This window comes from Streptomyces flavofungini (genome assembly GCF_030388665.1).
GTDB lineage: Bacteria > Actinomycetota > Actinomycetes > Streptomycetales > Streptomycetaceae > Streptomyces > Streptomyces flavofungini_A.
This window is the reverse complement of the sequence record NZ_CP128846.1, coordinates 445,615-462,719: the sequence shown is the minus strand read 5'-3', so window position 1 is coordinate 462,719 and position 17,105 is coordinate 445,615. Positions and strand designations below refer to the sequence as shown.

13 protein-coding genes are annotated in these 17,105 nt (G+C 73.5%); 9 read left to right on the top strand and 4 right to left on the bottom strand.

Features of this window, described 5'->3' with window-relative positions:
- Positions 1 to 115: 115 nt before the first annotated feature.
- The 4 genes from QUY26_RS02025 to QUY26_RS02010 are packed head-to-tail and all read left to right on the top strand — an operon-like array spanning position 116 to position 4,956.
- Positions 116 to 697, top strand: a complete 582-nt coding sequence (locus QUY26_RS02025; RefSeq protein WP_289943364.1) for a (2Fe-2S)-binding protein — start codon at positions 116 to 118, stop codon at positions 695 to 697.
- Entirely contained in the window at positions 694 to 1,695 is a 1,002-nt protein-coding gene (locus QUY26_RS02020; RefSeq protein ID WP_289943363.1) for an FAD binding domain-containing protein, read from the top strand. The genes QUY26_RS02025 and QUY26_RS02020 overlap by 4 nt, the downstream gene beginning before the upstream one ends.
- The gene (locus tag QUY26_RS02015) at positions 1,692 to 3,839 is read left to right on the top strand and encodes a xanthine dehydrogenase family protein molybdopterin-binding subunit (RefSeq protein WP_289943362.1); all 2,148 of its coding nucleotides are present in this window, start codon (positions 1,692 to 1,694) and stop codon (positions 3,837 to 3,839) included. Before QUY26_RS02020 ends, QUY26_RS02015 begins: the two co-directional genes overlap by 4 nt.
- On the top strand, positions 3,832 to 4,956 hold the full coding sequence (locus QUY26_RS02010; protein ID WP_289943361.1) for an XdhC family protein: 1,125 nt from the start codon (positions 3,832 to 3,834) through the stop codon (positions 4,954 to 4,956). The genes QUY26_RS02015 and QUY26_RS02010 overlap by 8 nt, the downstream gene beginning before the upstream one ends.
- A 12-nt stretch (positions 4,957 to 4,968) precedes the next feature.
- Here the strand turns inward: QUY26_RS02010 and QUY26_RS02005 are convergent, their stop codons facing one another.
- A complete protein-coding gene (locus QUY26_RS02005) occupies positions 4,969 to 7,506 on the bottom strand; it encodes a polysaccharide lyase family 8 super-sandwich domain-containing protein (RefSeq protein WP_289943360.1) in 2,538 nt (845 codons plus the stop codon).
- A gap of 199 nt (positions 7,507 to 7,705) precedes the next feature.
- Between QUY26_RS02005 and QUY26_RS02000 the strand changes: the two genes are divergently transcribed.
- Positions 7,706 to 10,783, top strand: coding sequence for an NACHT N-terminal helical domain 7-containing protein (locus tag QUY26_RS02000; RefSeq protein WP_289943359.1), 3,078 nt, complete (start codon positions 7,706 to 7,708; stop codon positions 10,781 to 10,783).
- A 253-nt stretch (positions 10,784 to 11,036) separates the two neighbouring features.
- Here the strand turns inward: QUY26_RS02000 and QUY26_RS01995 are convergent, their stop codons facing one another.
- The 3 genes from QUY26_RS01995 to QUY26_RS01985 form a co-directional block, all read right to left on the bottom strand.
- A complete protein-coding gene (locus tag QUY26_RS01995) occupies positions 11,037 to 11,180 on the bottom strand; it encodes a hypothetical protein (RefSeq protein WP_289943358.1) in 144 nt (47 codons plus the stop codon).
- 389 nt (positions 11,181 to 11,569) lie between these two features.
- A complete protein-coding gene (locus QUY26_RS01990; RefSeq protein ID WP_289943357.1) occupies positions 11,570 to 12,658 on the bottom strand; it encodes a chitinase in 1,089 nt (362 codons plus the stop codon).
- Between the two features lie 75 nt (positions 12,659 to 12,733).
- Positions 12,734 to 13,609, bottom strand: coding sequence for an MBL fold metallo-hydrolase (locus QUY26_RS01985; RefSeq protein ID WP_289955400.1), 876 nt, complete (start codon positions 13,607 to 13,609; stop codon positions 12,734 to 12,736).
- A 255-nt stretch (positions 13,610 to 13,864) separates the two neighbouring features.
- Here QUY26_RS01985 and QUY26_RS01980 point away from each other — a divergent pair, with 255 nt between their 5' ends.
- From QUY26_RS01980 to QUY26_RS01965, 4 genes are all read left to right on the top strand, one after another.
- On the top strand, positions 13,865 to 14,170 hold the full coding sequence (locus tag QUY26_RS01980) for a hypothetical protein (protein ID WP_436840250.1): 306 nt from the start codon (positions 13,865 to 13,867) through the stop codon (positions 14,168 to 14,170).
- Positions 14,157 to 15,635: an amidase gene (locus QUY26_RS01975; protein WP_289943356.1), complete on the top strand. Its 1,479-nt coding sequence runs from the start codon at positions 14,157 to 14,159 to the stop codon at positions 15,633 to 15,635. Before QUY26_RS01980 ends, QUY26_RS01975 begins: the two co-directional genes overlap by 14 nt.
- Before the next feature lie 29 nt (positions 15,636 to 15,664).
- Positions 15,665 to 16,237: a TetR/AcrR family transcriptional regulator gene (locus tag QUY26_RS01970; protein WP_289943355.1), complete on the top strand. Its 573-nt coding sequence runs from the start codon at positions 15,665 to 15,667 to the stop codon at positions 16,235 to 16,237.
- Positions 16,238 to 16,487: 250 nt separating this feature from the next.
- A complete protein-coding gene (locus QUY26_RS01965; protein WP_289943354.1) occupies positions 16,488 to 17,066 on the top strand; it encodes a GNAT family N-acetyltransferase in 579 nt (192 codons plus the stop codon).
- Positions 17,067 to 17,105: the final 39 nt, after the last annotated feature.

Sequence of the window (17,105 nt, the reverse complement as noted above, 5' to 3'; positions counted from 1 at the left end):
GCACCCACGTCGGTTTCCGGACACCGCTCACCTCTCGAAGCTCCCCTTCCCGCGCCGCCCCAGCACTCCGGCGCCCGTCGCGCACCGCACCAGCAACCGCGAAAGAAGGCCGACCATGGCTCCACCGACGCCCGGCGCCACCACGACGTCCAGCGGCATCACCCTGAACGTCAACGGCGAGAAGCACACCCTTCCCGTCGACCACCGCACCACCCTGCTCGACGCGCTGCGCGAGCGCCTGGACCTGACCGGCACCAAGAAGGGCTGCGACCAGGGCCAGTGCGGAGCCTGCACGGTCCTCGTCGACGGCCGCCGCAGCCTGGCGTGCCTGCAGCTCGCCGTCGCCGCCGACGGTCGCGAGATCACCACCATCGAGGGCGTCGCCGACGGCGACCGGCTGCACCCGGTCCAGCAGGCCTTCCTCGACCTCGACGGCTACCAGTGCGGCTACTGCACCCCCGGCCAGATCTGCTCCGCCATCGCCGTCATCGAGGAGCACGCGGCGGGCTGGCCGAGCGCCGCCACCACCGACGTCCGGCCCGAGGCGGCCCCGCCGCTCGACCCGGACGAGATCCGCGAACGCATGAGCGGCAACCTCTGCCGCTGCGGCGCGTACGTGTCCATCGTGCGGGCGGTCGCCCGCGCGGCCGAGGACATGCGGGCCGACGGCGCCGAGGCCAAGGAGGCGGCGGCATGAGGGAGTTCGCATATCAGCGCGCCCACGACGTCGCCGGAGCGGTCGCCCTGCTCGGCGCCGACCCCGAGGCCCGCTTCCTCGGCGGCGGCACCAACCTCGTCGACCTGATGAAGTCCGGCGTCGAACGGCCCGCGCTCCTGGTCGACGTACGGGAACTGCCCCTGGACGGCATCGAGGTGACGGCCGACGGCGGCCTGCGGGTCGGCGCGACCGTCACCAACAGCGACCTCGCCGCGCACCCCGAGGTCCGCCGCCGCTACCCCGCGCTCACCCAGGCCGTCCTCGCGGGCGCCTCCGGGCAGCTGCGCAACATGGCCACCGTCGGCGGGAACCTGCTCCAGCGCACCCGCTGCGGCTACTTCACCGACACGGCCAGGCACTGCAACAAGCGCGTGCCCGGCAGCGGTTGCTCCGCGCACGACGGCGAGCACCACAACCACGCGATCCTCGGCGCCTCCGCGCACTGCGTCGCCACCCACCCCTCCGACATGGCGGTGGCACTCGCGGCCTTCGACGCGGTCATCTCGTACGAGACCGCCGACGGGCCCGGCGAGACTCACCTGGCGGACTTCTACCTGCCTGTCGGCGACACCCCGCACCGCGAGACCGCGCTGCCGCCCGGCGCCCTGATCACCGGCGTCACCCTGCCGCCCGCCCCCGTCGCCGCCCACTCCCGCTACCGCAAGGTCCGCGAGCGCGCCTCGTACGCCTTCGCCATCGGCTCGATCGCCGCCGCGCTCGACGTCGAGGACGGCGTCGTACGCGAGGTGCGCCTCGCCTACGGCGCGGTCGCGTCGCGGCCGTGGCGGGCGCGGGCGGCCGAGGCGGCCCTCACCGGAGGCCCGGCCACGGCCACCGCCTTCGCCGCCGCCGCGGACGCCGAACTGGCCGCCGCCGAGCCCCTGTCCGACAACGGCTACAAGGTGCCGCTCCTGCGCAACCTGACCGTGGCCCTGCTGAGCGAGCTGACCGAAGCGACCGAGGGGGCCGCACGATGACCACCGCCACCGGAACGACCCGGGGCAAGGGCGCCGTCGGCGCCGCGCACACCCGCGTCGAGGGACTCGCCAAGGTCACCGGCGCGGCCCGCTACTCGGGCGAGGTGCCCTACGCGGAACTCGCCCACGGCTGGATCGTCGGGTCCACCGTCGCCCGCGGCCGCGTCCGCTCCGTCGACGAGGAATCCGTCCTGCGGATGCCCGGCGTGCTCGCCGTCCTCCACCACGGCAACGCGCCCCGGCTCCAGGAGAACTTCGTCGGACAGTTCGGGCCCGACCCGGTCGCCGAGATCCTCCAGCGCGACCGGGTGCCGCACATCGGCTGGCCGGTGGCGTTCGTCGTCGCCGAGACCTCCGAGCAGGCGAGGGAGGCCGCCGAGGCGCTGGTCGTCGAATACGACACCGAGCCGCACGACGTCGACTTCCATGCCGACCACCCCGCGCGCTACACCCCGGAGGCGACCGCCATCGGCCCCGCGGTCACGGAGAAGGGCGACCTGGACGCCGCGCTCGCCGCGTCCGCCGTGCTCGTCGACGAGCGCTACAGCACTCCCGAACAGCACCACAACGCCATGGAGCCGCACGCGGCGATGGCGCGCTGGGACAACGGCCGCCTGGAGATCGTCGACTCCAGCCAGGGCACGTTCGCGACGGCGGGCGAGATCGCCACGCTGTTCCAGCTCGACCCGGCGTCGGTGCACGTGCGCTCCGAGCACGTCGGCGGCGGCTTCGGCTCCAAGGCCATGGCCCGCGCCCACAACGTGCTCGCCGTGATGGCGACCACCGTCATCGGACGCCCCGTGCGCGTCGTCATGACCCGCAGGCAGATGTTCTCCCTCATCGGCTACCGCAGCCCCACGAGCCAGCGGGTCAGGCTCGGCGCCGACGCCGAGGGGCGGCTGCGCGCCTTCGACCACGACGGGGTGTCGCTCACCTCGACCCTGACCGAGTTCGTCGAGGCGAGCAGCGCGTTCGGCCGCGCCCTGTACGACGCCGACGCGCACCGCACCGCCAACCACGTCGTGCCGCTCGACGTGCCCACGCCGACGTTCATGCGCGCGCCGGGAGAGGCACCCGGGTCGTTCGCCCTGGAGTCCGCGCTCGACGAGCTCGCCGAGAGGTGCGGCCTCGACCCGATCGAGCTGCGTGCCCGCAACGAACCCACCGTCGGGCCTGTCACCGGCCTGCCCTTCGAGGACAACGACCTGCTCGCCTGCTTCCACGAGGGCGCCCGCCGCTTCGGCTGGGCCGACCGTGACCCGCGCCCCGGCGTGCGCCGCGAAGGCCGCTGGCTCATCGGCACGGGCACGGCCGGGGCCACCTTCCCCGCCGGTGCCGCCCCCTCGACCGCCGCGGTCACCGCGGAGGCGGACGACACCTTCACCGTGCGCGTCAACGCGGCCGACGTCGGCACCGGCGCCCGCACCGCGCTCCTCCAGGTGGCCGCCGACGCCCTCGACGTGCCGGTCGAGCGGGTCCGGGTGCGGATCGGCGACAGCGACCTCGGCCAGGCCTGGCTGTCCGGCGGCTCCATGGGGACCCGCTCGTGGTCATGGGCCGTCCTGGCCGCCATCACCGAACTGCGCGAACGCCTCGCCCCCGGAGCGGACATCCCGCCGGAGGGCATCACGGTGCGCTCCGACACCACCGAGGCCATCGGCGCGCAGTCCCAGCTCGAACGGCACTCCTACGGCGCCCAGTTCGCCGAGGTCGCCGTCGACGTCGGCACCGGCGAGGTGCGGGTGCGCCGCATGCTCGGCATCTTCGCCGCCGGACGCATCGTCAACCCCCTCACCGCCCGCAGCCAGCTCGTCGGCGGCATGACCTGGGGCCTGTCCATGGCGCTGCACGAGGAGGCCATCAGGGACCGCACCTCGGGCGCCCTCGCCAACGGCGACCTCGCGGGCTACCACTTCGCCGCCAACGCCGACGTCCCCGTCATCGAGGCGGACTGGATCGGCGAACCCGCCCCCGGCGACCCCGTCGGCATCAAAGGCATCGGTGAGATCGGCATCGTCGGCGGGGCCGCCGCCATCGCCAACGCGGTCTGGCACGCCACCGGCGTCCGCCACCGCGAACTGCCGATCCGCCCCGACCGGGTGCTGAGGGCGGGCGCCGTGCCCGAGGGCGGGACCCGTGCTTGACATCGCCGACGAGCTGCGCCGGTGGACCGCGGAGGGCCGCGAGTTCGCCGTGGCCACCGTCGTTGCCGTCGGCGGCAGCGCGCCCCGCCCGCCGGGGGCCGCCCTCGCCGTCGACCGCGAGGGCACCGTCATCGGCTCGGTGTCCGGCGGCTGCGTCGAAGGAGCCGTCTACGACCTGTGCGCCCAGGCACTCGACGACGGCCACAGCGTCCTGGAACGCTTCGGGTACAGCGACGACGACGCCTTCGCCGTCGGCCTGACCTGCGGCGGCGTCATCGACATCCTCATCACCCCGGTCGGCGTCGACGCCCCGGACCGCCCCGTCCTCGCGGCCGCCCTCGCGGCGGCCGCCGACGGGCGCACCGCGGCGCTCGTGCGGGTCGCCCGCGGCCCGGACGACCTGCGGGGCGGCTCGCTCCTGGTGCGGCCCGACGGCACGTACGAGGGCGGGTTCGGCGGCGCCACGGGCCTGGACCGCACCGCCGCCGCCGAGGCCCGGGCCCTGCTCGACGCGGGCCGGACCGGCACCGTGGAGGTGTCCGAGGACGGCGCGCACTGCCCCGGCGGGCTCACCCTGCTCGTCGAGTCGAGCGTGCCGCCGCCCCGCATGATCGTGTTCGGCGCGGTGGACTTCGCGGCGGCGCTGGTGCGGGCGGGCAAGTTCCTCGGGTATCACGTGACCTTGTGCGACGCCCGGGCCGTCTTCGCCACACCCGGCCGCTTCCCCGAGGCCGACGAGATCGTCGTCGACTGGCCGCACCGGTACCTGGAGCGCACCGAGACCGACGCGCGCACGGTGCTGTGCGTGCTCACGCACGACGCCAAGTTCGACGTGCCGGTGCTGGTGCACGCCCTGCGGATGCCGGTCGCCTTCGTCGGCGCCATGGGGTCCCGGCGCACCCACGAGGACCGCAACGCCCGGCTGCGCGAGGCCGGCGTCACCGAGGGCGAGCTGGCCCTGCTGCACTCGCCCATCGGCCTCGACCTCGGCGCGCGCACGCCGGAGGAGACGGCGCTGTCCATCGCGGCGGAGATCGTCGCCGCACGGCGGGGCGGGACGGGGGCGCCCCTGCGCGGGGCGCACACACCGATCCACCACGACACGGTGGCCGCCTGACGCGCGACCGGGTCAGCGCGGCCCCCGCAACGTCACCGTGAAGCTCCGCCCGTACGCGTGACGCGTGGTGACGTCGATCCGGGTACCCCCGGGCACCGCCTGCACCCGGACCCCCTCGTCCGCCGTCACCTTCCGCAGCCGCCGCCCCCGCAGCAGCACGCTGACCGTGTCCCGGCCCATGGTCGGGTCGGACACGGCGACCGACGTGAGGCCGGAGTCCGGCGGGCGGCGGACGAGGAGGGACGACGGGCCCTCGACGCGCAGGGCACCGACCTCGTGGCGGCCCGACGTGAAGGTGTTGAGGGCCGTGAGTCCGAGGCCCCGGTGGGACACGGCCTGTACGCGCGCGGAGTTGGCGAGGACGCGCAGCGGCCGCTTCGCGTACGACCGCAGCCGGGACGCGTCCGCGTTCGGGACCAGCGCGTAGGCGAGGCCGATCGGGCGCGCCCCGGCCGCCTGGTCCACCGACACGCCGAGGACCTGCCGGGTCACCGCCGTGTCCGGGTTCGCGGTGCGCACGACACGACGGCTGCGCGTCACCCGGTCCAGGGCGACCCGCACCGGCGGCGCGTCGAGGAAGAGATAACCGACGGCGGTGCCCTGCGTGGCGTTGGCGTACCGCAGCCAGCGCAGCTCCGCCGTGCCTGGCCCCGACCAGGGCCGCCCGTCGGCACGCGTCCCCGTGACGGACACCGCGTCGTCGGGCGCCGCGATCCGCGCGTCGACAGTCGTCGTCACGGCGCGCCCGGCCGGGTCCCCGACGCCCGCCGCGAGGACCACGATCTCGTCGTCGAGCAGGAACCACGACTTGGTGGCGGCCGCGTTGCGGTGGACCACGAAGTCGTCGGGCAGCAACTCCCGGTCCCGGAAGGCGACATCGCTCGACTGCACCATCCCGGCCGCGCCGTACGCCCCGAGCACCGCGCCGCCGGAGTGCGCGTGGGTGCCGCGCGGGAAGTACACGTACGTGTTCTGCGACTCCGACGAGGAGGTGAACTTCAGCGGGTGCCCGGGGTTGTCGTAGTAGGGCTTGCCGTACAACTCCGGTACTGTGCGCCGCTGTTCCGTCGGTGCCGTGACGCCCGCGAGCGCGTACGGCGACACCGTGGTGAAGTAGTCCACGCCGTACGCCCGGGTCTGGTCCTGCCCGGCCAGATAGAGGTAGTGCGCGCCCTCGCCCTGGAACCACGGCATCAGGTTCTCGCCGTTCATGTACTCGTACTTGCTGATCCGCGCCGAGCTGCGGGACAGGGCGAAGGCGTAGCCCGGTCTGCGGTGCACGGTCTTGTCCATCGCGTTGAAGGCGACGCTGCGCGCGGCGGGATTGAGGTCGGCCGCCGGGACGGAGGCGTCGGCGAGGATGTCGGCGTACCGCACGACGCTGACCGGGGAGACGAAGCGGGCCGGGTCGAGGGCGGCGCGGGAGGTCTCGCGGATGTGCTTCACGTAGCTCTTGAGGGCGGTGGACACGGCGCCGGCGGCGAGCGAGGAGAGGTCGACGACGGCCTCGACGACGACGGCGACGTCCGTGTAACCGGAGTCGGTCCGCGACACCGCCCGCCCCTTGACGATCTCCATCATCCAGCCCTCGAAGATCAGCGGCGCGAAGCCGTTGCGCACCCACCCGTGCACGACGGGCACCAGCTCCTCGCCGTGCGCGAAGCCCGTGCCGTCGAGGATCTTCAGCGTCTGCACGACCCGGGCGAGCAGCCCCTTGCCGTAGGAGCCGGTGTACGCCACGGAGGCGTGCTGGATGAAGGAGCCGTCGGCGTAGTAGCCGTCCGTGACACCGTGCTCGAGGCGGTACGGGTCGATGGTGGCGAACACCGTCAGCTGGTCGGTGAGGGCCTTGCGGATCCGGGCGGTGTCGTCCAGGAGCGCCCCTTGCAGGACGCGGTTGGTGGTGATGTCCGCGAGGTTCGCGCCGGTGTGGAAGCGCGAGTCGAGGTTCACGTCGCCGTCCTTGCCGTTGCGCAGATAGGCGTCCATGGAGGCGACGTAGGTGCGCACGAGGTCCGGGCGCTGGGCGAGCACCTCGTCGTACAGCAGGACCAGGGTCTTGCTGACCTGCTGGGAAATGCCGATCTCCCAGGTGAACCAGTTGCCGTAATAGCCCTTCGACTGATCGCCGTAGTACCGCTCGTGGAGCCACACCAGGCCCTCGATGACGCGACGCCGCGCGGCCGCGTCCCCGTGCAGGCCGCCGCCGTGGACGCGGGTGGCGAGGGCGATCTCGTACAGCCACCGATAGGCCGTGTGGAGGTTCGCGTCGTCCGTCCCGAGGGCCAGGCCGGCGAACAACTCGCCCGCGCCCGCGTCGTCCATCGCCTTCAGGTTCGTCCGCGCCGCCCTGTCGACGGCGGCGATCTTCGCGGCCGTCTCCGGCCGGGCGTTGGACTCGGGCGTCCCCGCGAACACCGCCACGGTGTTGGCACGCAGCCGGGCCGCGCCCTCGGCGGCGGCCGCCGCGCTCACCGGGCCGGCCGGGACCACGGCCAGGAGTCCCGCCGCCGACAGTGCGGACAGCAGACGTCTGCGGGTGATGTCCATCAGGCTCCTCCGCCCGTGAGGTGGCGCTCCGGCGGGCGGAGTCAAGCAGATGCCCCGACCGGCAACAAGAGGGCTCGCTCCGTCGATGCGCGCTGCTGGAGCGGACCGTCCGCCGATGCGCGGCGAACCGGGGTCCCGGGTGCTCCATTCGTGTCAGGCTGATCCCGAAGACCATGGAGCGCACGCTCGGGGGGACTTGTTGACGCCGCGTAGGTTGCTGTCGTTCGGGGACGCGCTGACGCTCCTGGGCGGGGATCCGCCCGCTGTGGCGGCGCTCGACCGCGCGCTGGGCGGCGCGCTGAATCTGGCCACCGGCGGCCTCAGCGGCGGCGTCCTCGGCATGTTCGACGCCCGGGGGCGGGTGCTCGGCCTGGGGCGCGACGCCTGGCGCGGCCTGGGGGAGCGCCTCGGACGCGCCGACGGCCGGGTGGAGCGCGCCGCCGTCCTGGAGGCGGCCCACACCGTGATCGTCGTGCTCGCCTTCTTCGACGCCCTGGAGAAGGCCGAACTGCCCTTCTCCTTGGACGAGGTGGCGCTGACCCGGCGTGAGCAGCTCCTGGTGGCCGGTGGCGGGATCCCCGCGGGCGACGGCTTCACGCAGGACACGGCGCAGGTCGACGCGCCCCGCCCCGCTCCGCACCTGCCCTACGAGAAGCACGTCGGTGAACTCCGCGGCTGGTACGAGCACCTGGCGATGCGGATGGTGGACTTCCTGCGGGGGCTCGCCGTGTGGGAGGGCCTCGACGACGCCGAGAGCGACACGGCGGCCCGCACCCTGCGTGTCGCGGTGCCGGGGCTCGCCGTCCAGGAGTACGAGGAGCTGTACGCGCGCCTCGCCCTCGAAGCACCCGAGTTCGGCTTCTGGTCGGGGCAGGTGGAGCACCAGGCCACGCGCGCAGAACTGCGCCGGGCGCTCGTCGGCCTGGAGCGGTCCCTCGCCGAGAGCGCTGCCCTGCGCCAGCGGCCCGTGGACGTCGCCGGCGCCCTCTCCCGGGCGCACCAGTCCGCGCTGGAGCAGCGGATCCTCGACGCCCAGGAGGCCCCCGAGGGCATCCTGGTCCCGACCCTGGCCCAGGCCTACCTCGACCCGGACTTCCGGGTGCGGGCCGTGGACGGACAGGGCAGCCCGGCGGACGAGGAGTGGTGGGCGCACGCCCCGGTCCGGCAGGACCTGACCGAGTACCTGGCCGGAGCCCTGACGTCGGAGGGCCTGACGGCCGCGCCACTGCTCGTGCTCGGCCAGCCGGGCGCCGGCAAGTCCGTGCTGATGCGGATCCTCGCGGCCCGGCTGCCCGCGGCGGGGTTCCTGCCGGTGCGGGTCGCGCTGCGGGACGTGCGCGCGGACGACGAGGTGCAGGACCAGATCGAGCAGGCGATCCGCGAGGCCACCGGTGAGCGCACCACCTGGCCCGACCTGGTGCGCTCCGCGGGCGCGGCGGTGCCGGTCGTCCTGCTCGACGGCTTCGACGAACTCCTGCAGACCACCGGGGTGCACCAGAACGACTTCCTGGTGCGGGTGGCCCGGTTCCAGGAGCGCGAGGCGGAGCAGGGGCGCCCGGTCCTTGCCGTGGTCACCAGCCGGACCGCGGTCGCCGACCGGGCCCGCTATCCGCAGGGCACCGTCGCCCTGCGTCTGGAACCCTTCCAGCGGGAGCAGATCCAGCTCTGGATCGAGCAGTGGAACCTCACCAACGCCATGAACTTCCAGGCCATGCGGCTGCCACCGCTCACCTGGGACGCCGTCGCCCCGCACCGCGCCCTCGCCGGACAGCCACTGCTCCTCACCATGCTCGCCCTGTACCAGGCCGCGGGCAACGACCTGCGGGGCGAGGACGAACGCCCCCTGGACGAGGCCGACCTCTACGAGGCGCTGCTCGGCTCCTTCGCCCGCCGCGAGGTGACCAAGGACATCCGGATCTCCGGCCACGAGGTGGAGCAGCGGGTCGAGGAGGAGCTGGAACGGCTCTCCCTGGTGGCCTTCGCGATCCTGAACCGGCGGCGCCAGTGGGTGTCGACGGCCGAGCTGGACGAGGACCTGGACGCGCTCATCGGGCGGGCCGCGACACGGCCCTCCGGGCTGCGCGCACCCCTGGGGCAAGCCGAGGCGGCCTTCGGGCGCTTCTTCTTCGTGCAGCGGGCGCAGTCGATCAGGGACGGCCGGACCCTGTCGACCTACGAGTTCCTGCACGCCACGTTCGGGGAGTACCTGGCGGTCCGCCTCGCTGTACGGCTCGTGTCCGGCCTCCTCGACCACCGCCCCGCCCTCTCGACGGGCCGCGAACCGCTCAACGACGACTTGATGTTCGCCCTCCTCTCCTACGCGCCCCTCTTCTCCCGGCAGATGCTGCACTTCGCCCGTGCCCGTGTCGCCCGCATCCCGCAGGAGGAACGGGCCGCGCTGGGGCGGCTGGTCATACGGGCCATGGGAGAACGCGAGCTGCGCTCCGAGCAGCCGTACGCGACGTATCTGCCGCGGCGCATCCGCGTCGCCTCCCGGCACGGGATCTACAGCGCGAACCTGGTCGTGCTCGCCCTGCTCCTGACCGGCGGCACGACGGCCGGCGCGCTGTTCCCGACGGCGGGCGACGTGGGCAGCGCCTGGCACCGGCACGCGCTGCTGTGGCGCTCCTCCCTCAACGAGGCGGAGTGGACCGACCTCGCGGTCTCGCTCCGCGTCCGGCGCACCAGGCAGGGGCACGAGCGGGATCTCGAAGTCGCCGTCCAACGGGGTGAGTTGCAGGCGCCGGAGCCGGTGGACGCCTACTGGCTCTACCGGGCCCCCTGGGAGGAGGGGCACACGGTCTGGCACCGCACGTACTGGAACGAGATCTGGCACAAGATGGATGTCTCGGCCGGGACGAACGACGGTGTCGCGCTCCAGGCGTTGCGGCCGCTGTTCGAGTCGCTGGGGCCCATGGTGACGACGTTCAGCGGTGGCGGGACGGGACCCGCGACCTCTGCCGTGCACGACTTGCTGCGGTTGTGGCTGCGGGGCCCGGAGCTGGAAGCGCGGGAGGTCATGGACCTGTACCGCAGGATCGGTGCGGCCGTGCCGGTCCTCAGCCTGTCGACGGCGGCCGCCCGGCGTCTCACGCTCGTCCTGGGAGCGCTGCTCGACCGGGACCTGCCCCGGCTCGATCCGGAGCAGTCCGCGCTCCTCTTCGGGTGGCTGGCGGTCGATTCCTCCGCGGTGATGGCGTCCCTGATCGTTGATCACCTCAGGATTCATCACCCTCACCTGTACAACAGCTTGAGCCACAGCAACGACGACTCATGAGCTCTTCGCAGCCCCCGCGGATTCACCTCCGATGCGGGCACGGCCTCGTCCGAAAGGCCCCAGCGTCTGAGCACCTGTCAGACGGCCGACTGCCGGGTCAGGAGGAAGGACACGCGACCGACCACACCCGACAGAAGTCGATGTGGCCGCGTGAGACCAGCGGCAGCGAGGGGAACATGCGAACAGCTGGGCACCGGACTCTCGACCCCGTCAACGGCCCAGGGATGCCGCCGGGGCCGCTGCCACACGGTGTTCACACGGTGCGCTTCACCGAGAGCACCCGGTAGCCGACGACTCCGGCGGGACCCACGACCGCGCAGTCATGACGCCTCCTCAGCCGTTCCGGCCGGTCCGGTTCGGAAGGCTCCGGGGCCTCGGCGGGGTCGAGTGGAGACATGGTGGCGCTCCTCGCAGGTGGTGATGTGCGCCGTCCGGCCGTCCGCTCCTCGCCACCAGCCATCCCCGACCATCTCGCCGTACGCCCCCGTGGTCTGCTCCACGGTCTTCGAGCCACCAGGACACGCCCTGGCGCGCCCGCGCACGGCCCGCGTTGGCGGGGGCCTGACGCGCGACGGCACGGTCATGACGCGCCCTTGACGCGGAACGCCTGGAGCACGTGGTGCGCACGGAGCGTGTGTGACGCGTACGCATACGCATACGCGTCACACGCACGTGACCGGCGGCCGGAGCCTGACCGCTGACCGCTGACCGCTGACCGCTGACCGCTGACCGCCGATCGGCTCACCGGCTCGGTTCAACCAGCGAGCCTGGACGCTGTAAGGGGCCTCAACGCCCTTGTAGCGCCTTCACGTTGTCCCCGAAGGTCCACCCCTTCGACCCGTCCCAGTTGATCGACCAGGTCATCAGGCCCTTCAGGGCGCCGTTGTAGTTCCGCCAGGCCTGGCTCACCAGACCGGGCGACATGTGGCCGCCGCCCGCGCCCGGCTGCGCGGGCAGCCCGGGAACCTGCTTGTCGTAAGGGACCTTGATGGTCGTGCCCTGGATCACCAGGCCCTTGTTGAGGCAGTCCGTCTGCGCGACGAAGCCCTGGACGGTGCCCGCGGAGTAGGAGTCGCCGGAGCAGCCGTACATGCTGCCGTTGTAGTACTGCATGTTGAGCCACCACAGGCGGCCGTTGTCCGCGTACTTCTTGATGATCGGCAGGTACGCGCCCCAGATCGACCCGTACACCACGCTGCCGCCGGTGACGTAGGCCGTCTCCGGGGCCATGGTCAGGCCGAACTCGGGCGGCATCTTGGCGAGGACGCCGTCGATGATGCGGATGAGGTTGGACTGGGACGGCGAGAGCTGGTTGATGTTGCCGCTGCCGACCAGGCCCGTCTCGATGTCGATGTCGATCCCGTCGAAGTTGTACTTCTTCAGGATCGGCACGATCGTCTCGACGAAGCGGTCCGCGACCTTGCTGGAGCTGAGGTCGATCCCGGCCGTCGCGCCGCCGATGGACATCAGGATCGTGGCGCCGTTCGCCTTGGCCTGGCACATCTCGGCGGGCGTCGCCACCTTCACGGTGGCGTCCATGCCGTCCTCCCACAGCACGGTGCCGTCGGAACGGATCACCGGGAAGGCGGCGTTGATCACGTTGTAGCCGTGGGCGCCGATGCGGGAGTCGGTGATCGGGGTCCAGCCGAACGGCGGGTGCACGCCGTTCGATGCGCCGTCCCAGTTCTCCCAGTACCCCTGGAGCACCTTGCCCGCGGGTCTCGACTTCACCGCGCAGGTGTCCGCCCGCGGTGCCTTCGACGTACTGGGCGTGCGGGGCGCACTGGGCGCATCCGGCACCGCCGCGGCCGGCAGCTGCGCCGCGAAGGCCAGCGCGATGGCCGCTCCCAACAGACGTACCGACCGACCGATCATGGCGTGCTCCCTCGGGGAGGCCTTGCTGCGGATGGGACGTGATGCGGCAGACGGTAAGTAGGTATAGACCTTTCGTCAATAGGTCTGGGCCAATGCGGAGTTGAAGCGGAACGCCGAGTTCGGAACGGGTGTGCCCTCCTGGGTGGCGACCCGGCCCGCGGTCGGCGCGGCGAAGTGGCTGCCGAGCAGCAGGGTGTCGGTGTCCGCGACGGAGGCGAGCAGCGCGCGCCGCGTGTGCTCGGCGAGGGCGGGGTCGATGTCCACACAGGAGCCGATGTCGGGCCTGGCCAGCTGGACGGGGTGGTGGACGGCGTCGCCGGTGATCAGGGCGGTCAGGTGGTCGCCGTGGAGTTCCACGGCCACTTGGCCGGGGGTGTGGCCGGGGGTGGGGAGGAGGCGCAGGCCCGGTACGGGCTCGGTCGGTCCCGCCGAGGTGTCGATCAGGTCGAGCAGGCCCGCGTCCCGGATCGGGTGGACGGAGTCCCGGAACATCTGGCGCCGGGGCGGCTCCAGGTCCGCCGCCGTCCAGTGGTCCCACTCCGCACGGGCCGTGAGGTAGCGGGCGTTGGGGAAGGTGGGGACCCAACTGCCGCCCTCGAGGCGGGTGTTCCAGCCGACGTGGTCGGCGTGCAGATGGGTGAGGACGACCAGGTCGACGGAGTCGGGCGCGAAACCGGCGCGGGCCAGACGTTCCAGGTAGTCGGTGTCGAGGTCGTGCCAGGCCGGGTTGGCGCGCTCCTTGCCGTTGCCGATGCCCGTGTCGACGAGCACGCGACGGCCGCCGAGGGTGATCGCGAAGCTGTGGCTGCTGAGGCGGAGCGTGCCCGCGCCGTCGGCGAAGTCCGGGCGCAGCCACGGGGCGTCGGCGACGACGTCCGGGGTGGCGGCGGGCAGCAGCCAGGGCCCCGTCTCGGGCGGCAGTGCAACCTCGTCGACGCGGTGGGCGGTGATGCCGCCGAGGTTCCAGGTGGCGCCGGGGTTGGGGGTGGCGTCGGGGTTCCGGGCGGCGCCAGGGCCGGGGGTGGCGTCGAGGTTCCGGGCGGGGGGTGACGGAGGCAGCGAGGGCACGGGGGGCCTTTCGGGCGGGCGGTGAATCACTAAAAGCAATCCCTTTGCGTTAAGGGACGTTAGGCGCTACGTTCCACTAACGCAAGCCATTAGCTTTAGTGGCGCCCGGAAGCGCCCGTCCCACACCCGGAGGAACCCATGCCCCCCGAGGCCACAACCCCCGAGGCCCCGACGTCCGAGGCTCCGACGCCCGAGGCCCCCGGGCCCGAAGGCCTCACTCCCCACCAGGCCGCCCAGTGGGCCCGCCGCGCCGGGCTCCCCCTGGCGAGCGACCGCCTGGACGCCGTGACCGCCACCGCGAACCACATCCAGGCCGTCGTCGCCACCCTGCGCGAACTGGACTTCGGTGACGTGCCGCCCGCCGCCACCTACGCCGTGGAGCCGGTGGAACCGCTGGACCTGGTGGGCCCGCTGGACCTGGAGGTGTCCGATGCGACCGTTTGAGCTGACCCTCGCCGACGCGGCTAGGGCGATCCGCGCGAAGGAGCTGTCCCCCGTCGAGCTCACCGAGTCCGTCCTGGAGCGCGCCCACGCCGTCGAGGGCCGACTGCGCGCCTTCGTGAGCCTTCGCGCCGCCGAGGCGCGACGGGTGGCCGCCGAGGCCGCCGCCGAGATCGCCGCGGGGCGCCACCGGGGCCCGCTGCACGGCATCCCGCTGGGCCTCAAGGACCTCATCGACGTCAAGGGGCAGCCCACGAGCGCGAGTTCGGCCGTACGGGCCGGTCATGTCGCCGACGAGGACAGCGCCGTCGCGGCCCGCCTGGCGGACGCGGGCGCCGTCCTGCTCGGCAAGACCCACACCCATGAGTTCGCCTACGGCCTGACGACCCCGCAGACCCGCAACGCCTGGGACGCGGGCCGCGTCGCGGGCGGATCGAGCGGCGGCTCCGCCGTCGCCGTCGCGTCCGGCGCGGCCACCTTCGCCATCGGCACCGACACCGGCGGCTCGATTCGGGTCCCCGCCGCCCTCAACGGCGTCGTGGGACTCAAGCCGACGTACGGCCTGGTGCCCCGGAGCGGCGTGACCTCGCTGTCGTGGTCCCTCGACCACGTCGGCCCCCTCACCCGCACCGTCGACGACGCGGCCCTCGTCCTCGCCGCCCTGACCGGCCGCGACCCGCGCGACCCGGCCGGCCTCCCGGCGCCCCGCGAGTCGCATCCCCCGTACGGCGAGGCCGACTTGACCGGACTGCGGGTGGGCGTCCCGCGCACCTACTACTTCGACCGCGTCGCCCCCGACGTCGAGTCCGCCGTGCGCGACGCCGTCGACCGGCTGCGCGACCTCGGGGCCGAACTCGTCGACGTGGACATTCCGATGACCCGCTATGTCCAGGCGGTCCAGTGGGGCCTGATGGTCCCCGAGGCCACCGCTTACCACGAGGGGACGCTCCGTGCGACACCCGAGCTGTACGCCCCCGACGTGCGCGTCCTCCTTGAGGCGGGCGAACTCCTGCTCGCCGGCGACTATGTGCGCGCCCAGCGCGCCCGCACCCTGATGCGCCGGGCCTGGGCGCGGCTCCTCGCGGAGGTCGACGTCGTCGTCGCGCCCTCCGTGCCGCTGACCGCCGTGCCCGCCGGGCAGCAGTCCGTGCAGTGGGCCGACGGTTGCGTGGAGAGCGTGTCCGACAGCTACGTCCGGCTGTCGGCGCCCGCCAACATCACCGGCGTACCGGCGCTGTCCGTGCCCGTCGGGCGGGGCGAGGGCGGCCTGCCCGTCGGCATGCAGCTGATCGGCCGGCCGCTGGGGGAGGGGGCGGTGCTGCGGGTCGGGCGCGCGTACGAGGCCACGCGGGCGGACGCGGGGCGGCTCGCACCGGACGCGGGTGCTCTCGGGGCGGGGCCGGTGGCTGCGGCGACCCCTGGAGGGTCCGGGCCGATGCCGGGGGATCCCGCGCGCTCGCCAGCGTAGAAGCTAGAAATTAGCGTTAAGGTGGCGCCATGAGTCCCAAGCCCATGGCCCGCCCCGGCGGCCGCAGCGCCCGCGTGCAGGCGTCCGTGCACGCCGCCGTCCGCGAGCTGGAGGCCGAGCGGGGTCGCGCGGCGCTCACCGTCCCGCTGGTCGCCGCGCGGGCCGGGGTCACCCCGTCGACGATCTACCGCCGCTGGGGCGACCTCCAGGAGCTCCTGTCGGATGTGGCCGTCGAGCGGCTGCGGCCCGACACGGAGCCCGCGGACCACGGCACCCTGCGGGCCGACCTCACGGCCTGGGCCGAGCAGTTCCTCGACGAGATGGCGTCCACCGCGGGCCGCGCCTACATCCGCGACGCGCTCCTCGGCGACCCGGACGGCGGCAACGCCGGGCAGTGCTCCGCCTACGCCGCCGCCCAGGTCGACCTCGTCCTCGACCGTGCCCGCCGACGCGGCGAGGACGGGCTCCCGGCGCGGGAGGCGGTCATGGACCACGTGGTCGCGCCGGTCATGTACCGCATCCTGTTCCGGCCCGACGGCCTGTCGACGGCGTACGCGCGCGAGCTGGTGGAAGGGGCGCTGGACCGGAACGCCCGGGGCTGAGGCGACGGGGGAGCGGCTGCGGGCCCGATCCTTATTGCACATTGTCTGCAACTACTATTGATCCGCAGTAGGCGCCGATGCGCGCACGGGCGACAGGTGCGAACGAACGGCGGGCGCAAGCCGGACGGAAGGCGGGTCGAGGACACGTGCGAGACGGAGGCCGAGCGACGTCGGCATGGGTGCTGACCTCGGGCGAGACCGCGCAAGAGGCTTCGGGCGGGACCGCGCGAGAGGGCGCGAGGGCCGCCCGATGACCGACGCACTCATACTTCGCCTGCCGGGACCCGGTCTGCTCGCCCACCGCGACGGCATCCGGCAGGTCTACGCCGAGGCCTTCGCCGAGCCCCCGTGGCACTCCGACCCCGCGGAGGCCGACGTCTACCTGGACCGCCTCGCGGGCGACACCGAGCGCCCCGGCTTCGTCGGCGCGGTGGCCCTCGAGGGCGACCGCGTGCTGGGCTTCGCCACCGCCTGGACGTCCGAGACCCCGCTGCCGGTCACGCGTTCCTACCCCCACGTCCGCGCCGCCCTCGGCGCCGAGCGCACCGCCGCCTGGCTGTGCGGCGGCCTGGAGGTCGACGAACTCGCCGTCACGCCCGGCGCGCACGGCCGCGGCCTCGGCCGTACGCTCCTCGAAGAGGTCACGCGCGACGCGCCCGGCGGGCGCTGCTGGCTGCTGACATCCGTCAGGGCGGAGGCCGCCGTCCGCTTCTACGAGCGGCTCGGCTGGCGACAGGCCACGCACCCCGCACCGAACGGATACAGCACGGCTGTCTTCCTGGGCCCGCGCCACCCCGGGCGCGCGGAGATCCTGGCGCCGCCCGCGTAGCAGCAGAGTCCCCGCAGCCCGCCACCCCGTGGACCGCAG

Excerpts from the sequence above, each read along its gene's own strand:
- QUY26_RS01990 (WP_289943357.1), bottom strand. The coding sequence starts at position 12,658 with ATGATCGGTCGGTCGGTACGTCTGTTGGGAGCGGCCATCGCGCTGGCC.
- QUY26_RS01970 (WP_289943355.1), top strand. The coding sequence starts at position 15,665 with ATGAGTCCCAAGCCCATGGCCCGCCCCGGCGGCCGCAGCGCCCGCGTG.
- QUY26_RS01995 (WP_289943358.1), bottom strand. The coding sequence starts at position 11,180 with ATGTCTCCACTCGACCCCGCCGAGGCCCCGGAGCCTTCCGAACCGGAC.
- QUY26_RS01980 (WP_436840250.1), top strand. The coding sequence starts at position 13,865 with ATGCCCCCCGAGGCCACAACCCCCGAGGCCCCGACGTCCGAGGCTCCG.
- QUY26_RS01975 (WP_289943356.1), top strand. The coding sequence starts at position 14,157 with ATGCGACCGTTTGAGCTGACCCTCGCCGACGCGGCTAGGGCGATCCGC.
- QUY26_RS02020 (WP_289943363.1), top strand. The coding sequence starts at position 694 with ATGAGGGAGTTCGCATATCAGCGCGCCCACGACGTCGCCGGAGCGGTC.
- QUY26_RS01965 (WP_289943354.1), top strand. The coding sequence starts at position 16,488 with ATGACCGACGCACTCATACTTCGCCTGCCGGGACCCGGTCTGCTCGCC.
- QUY26_RS02025 (WP_289943364.1), top strand. The coding sequence starts at position 116 with ATGGCTCCACCGACGCCCGGCGCCACCACGACGTCCAGCGGCATCACC.
- QUY26_RS02015 (WP_289943362.1), top strand. The coding sequence starts at position 1,692 with ATGACCACCGCCACCGGAACGACCCGGGGCAAGGGCGCCGTCGGCGCC.
- QUY26_RS02005 (WP_289943360.1), bottom strand. The coding sequence starts at position 7,506 with ATGGACATCACCCGCAGACGTCTGCTGTCCGCACTGTCGGCGGCGGGA.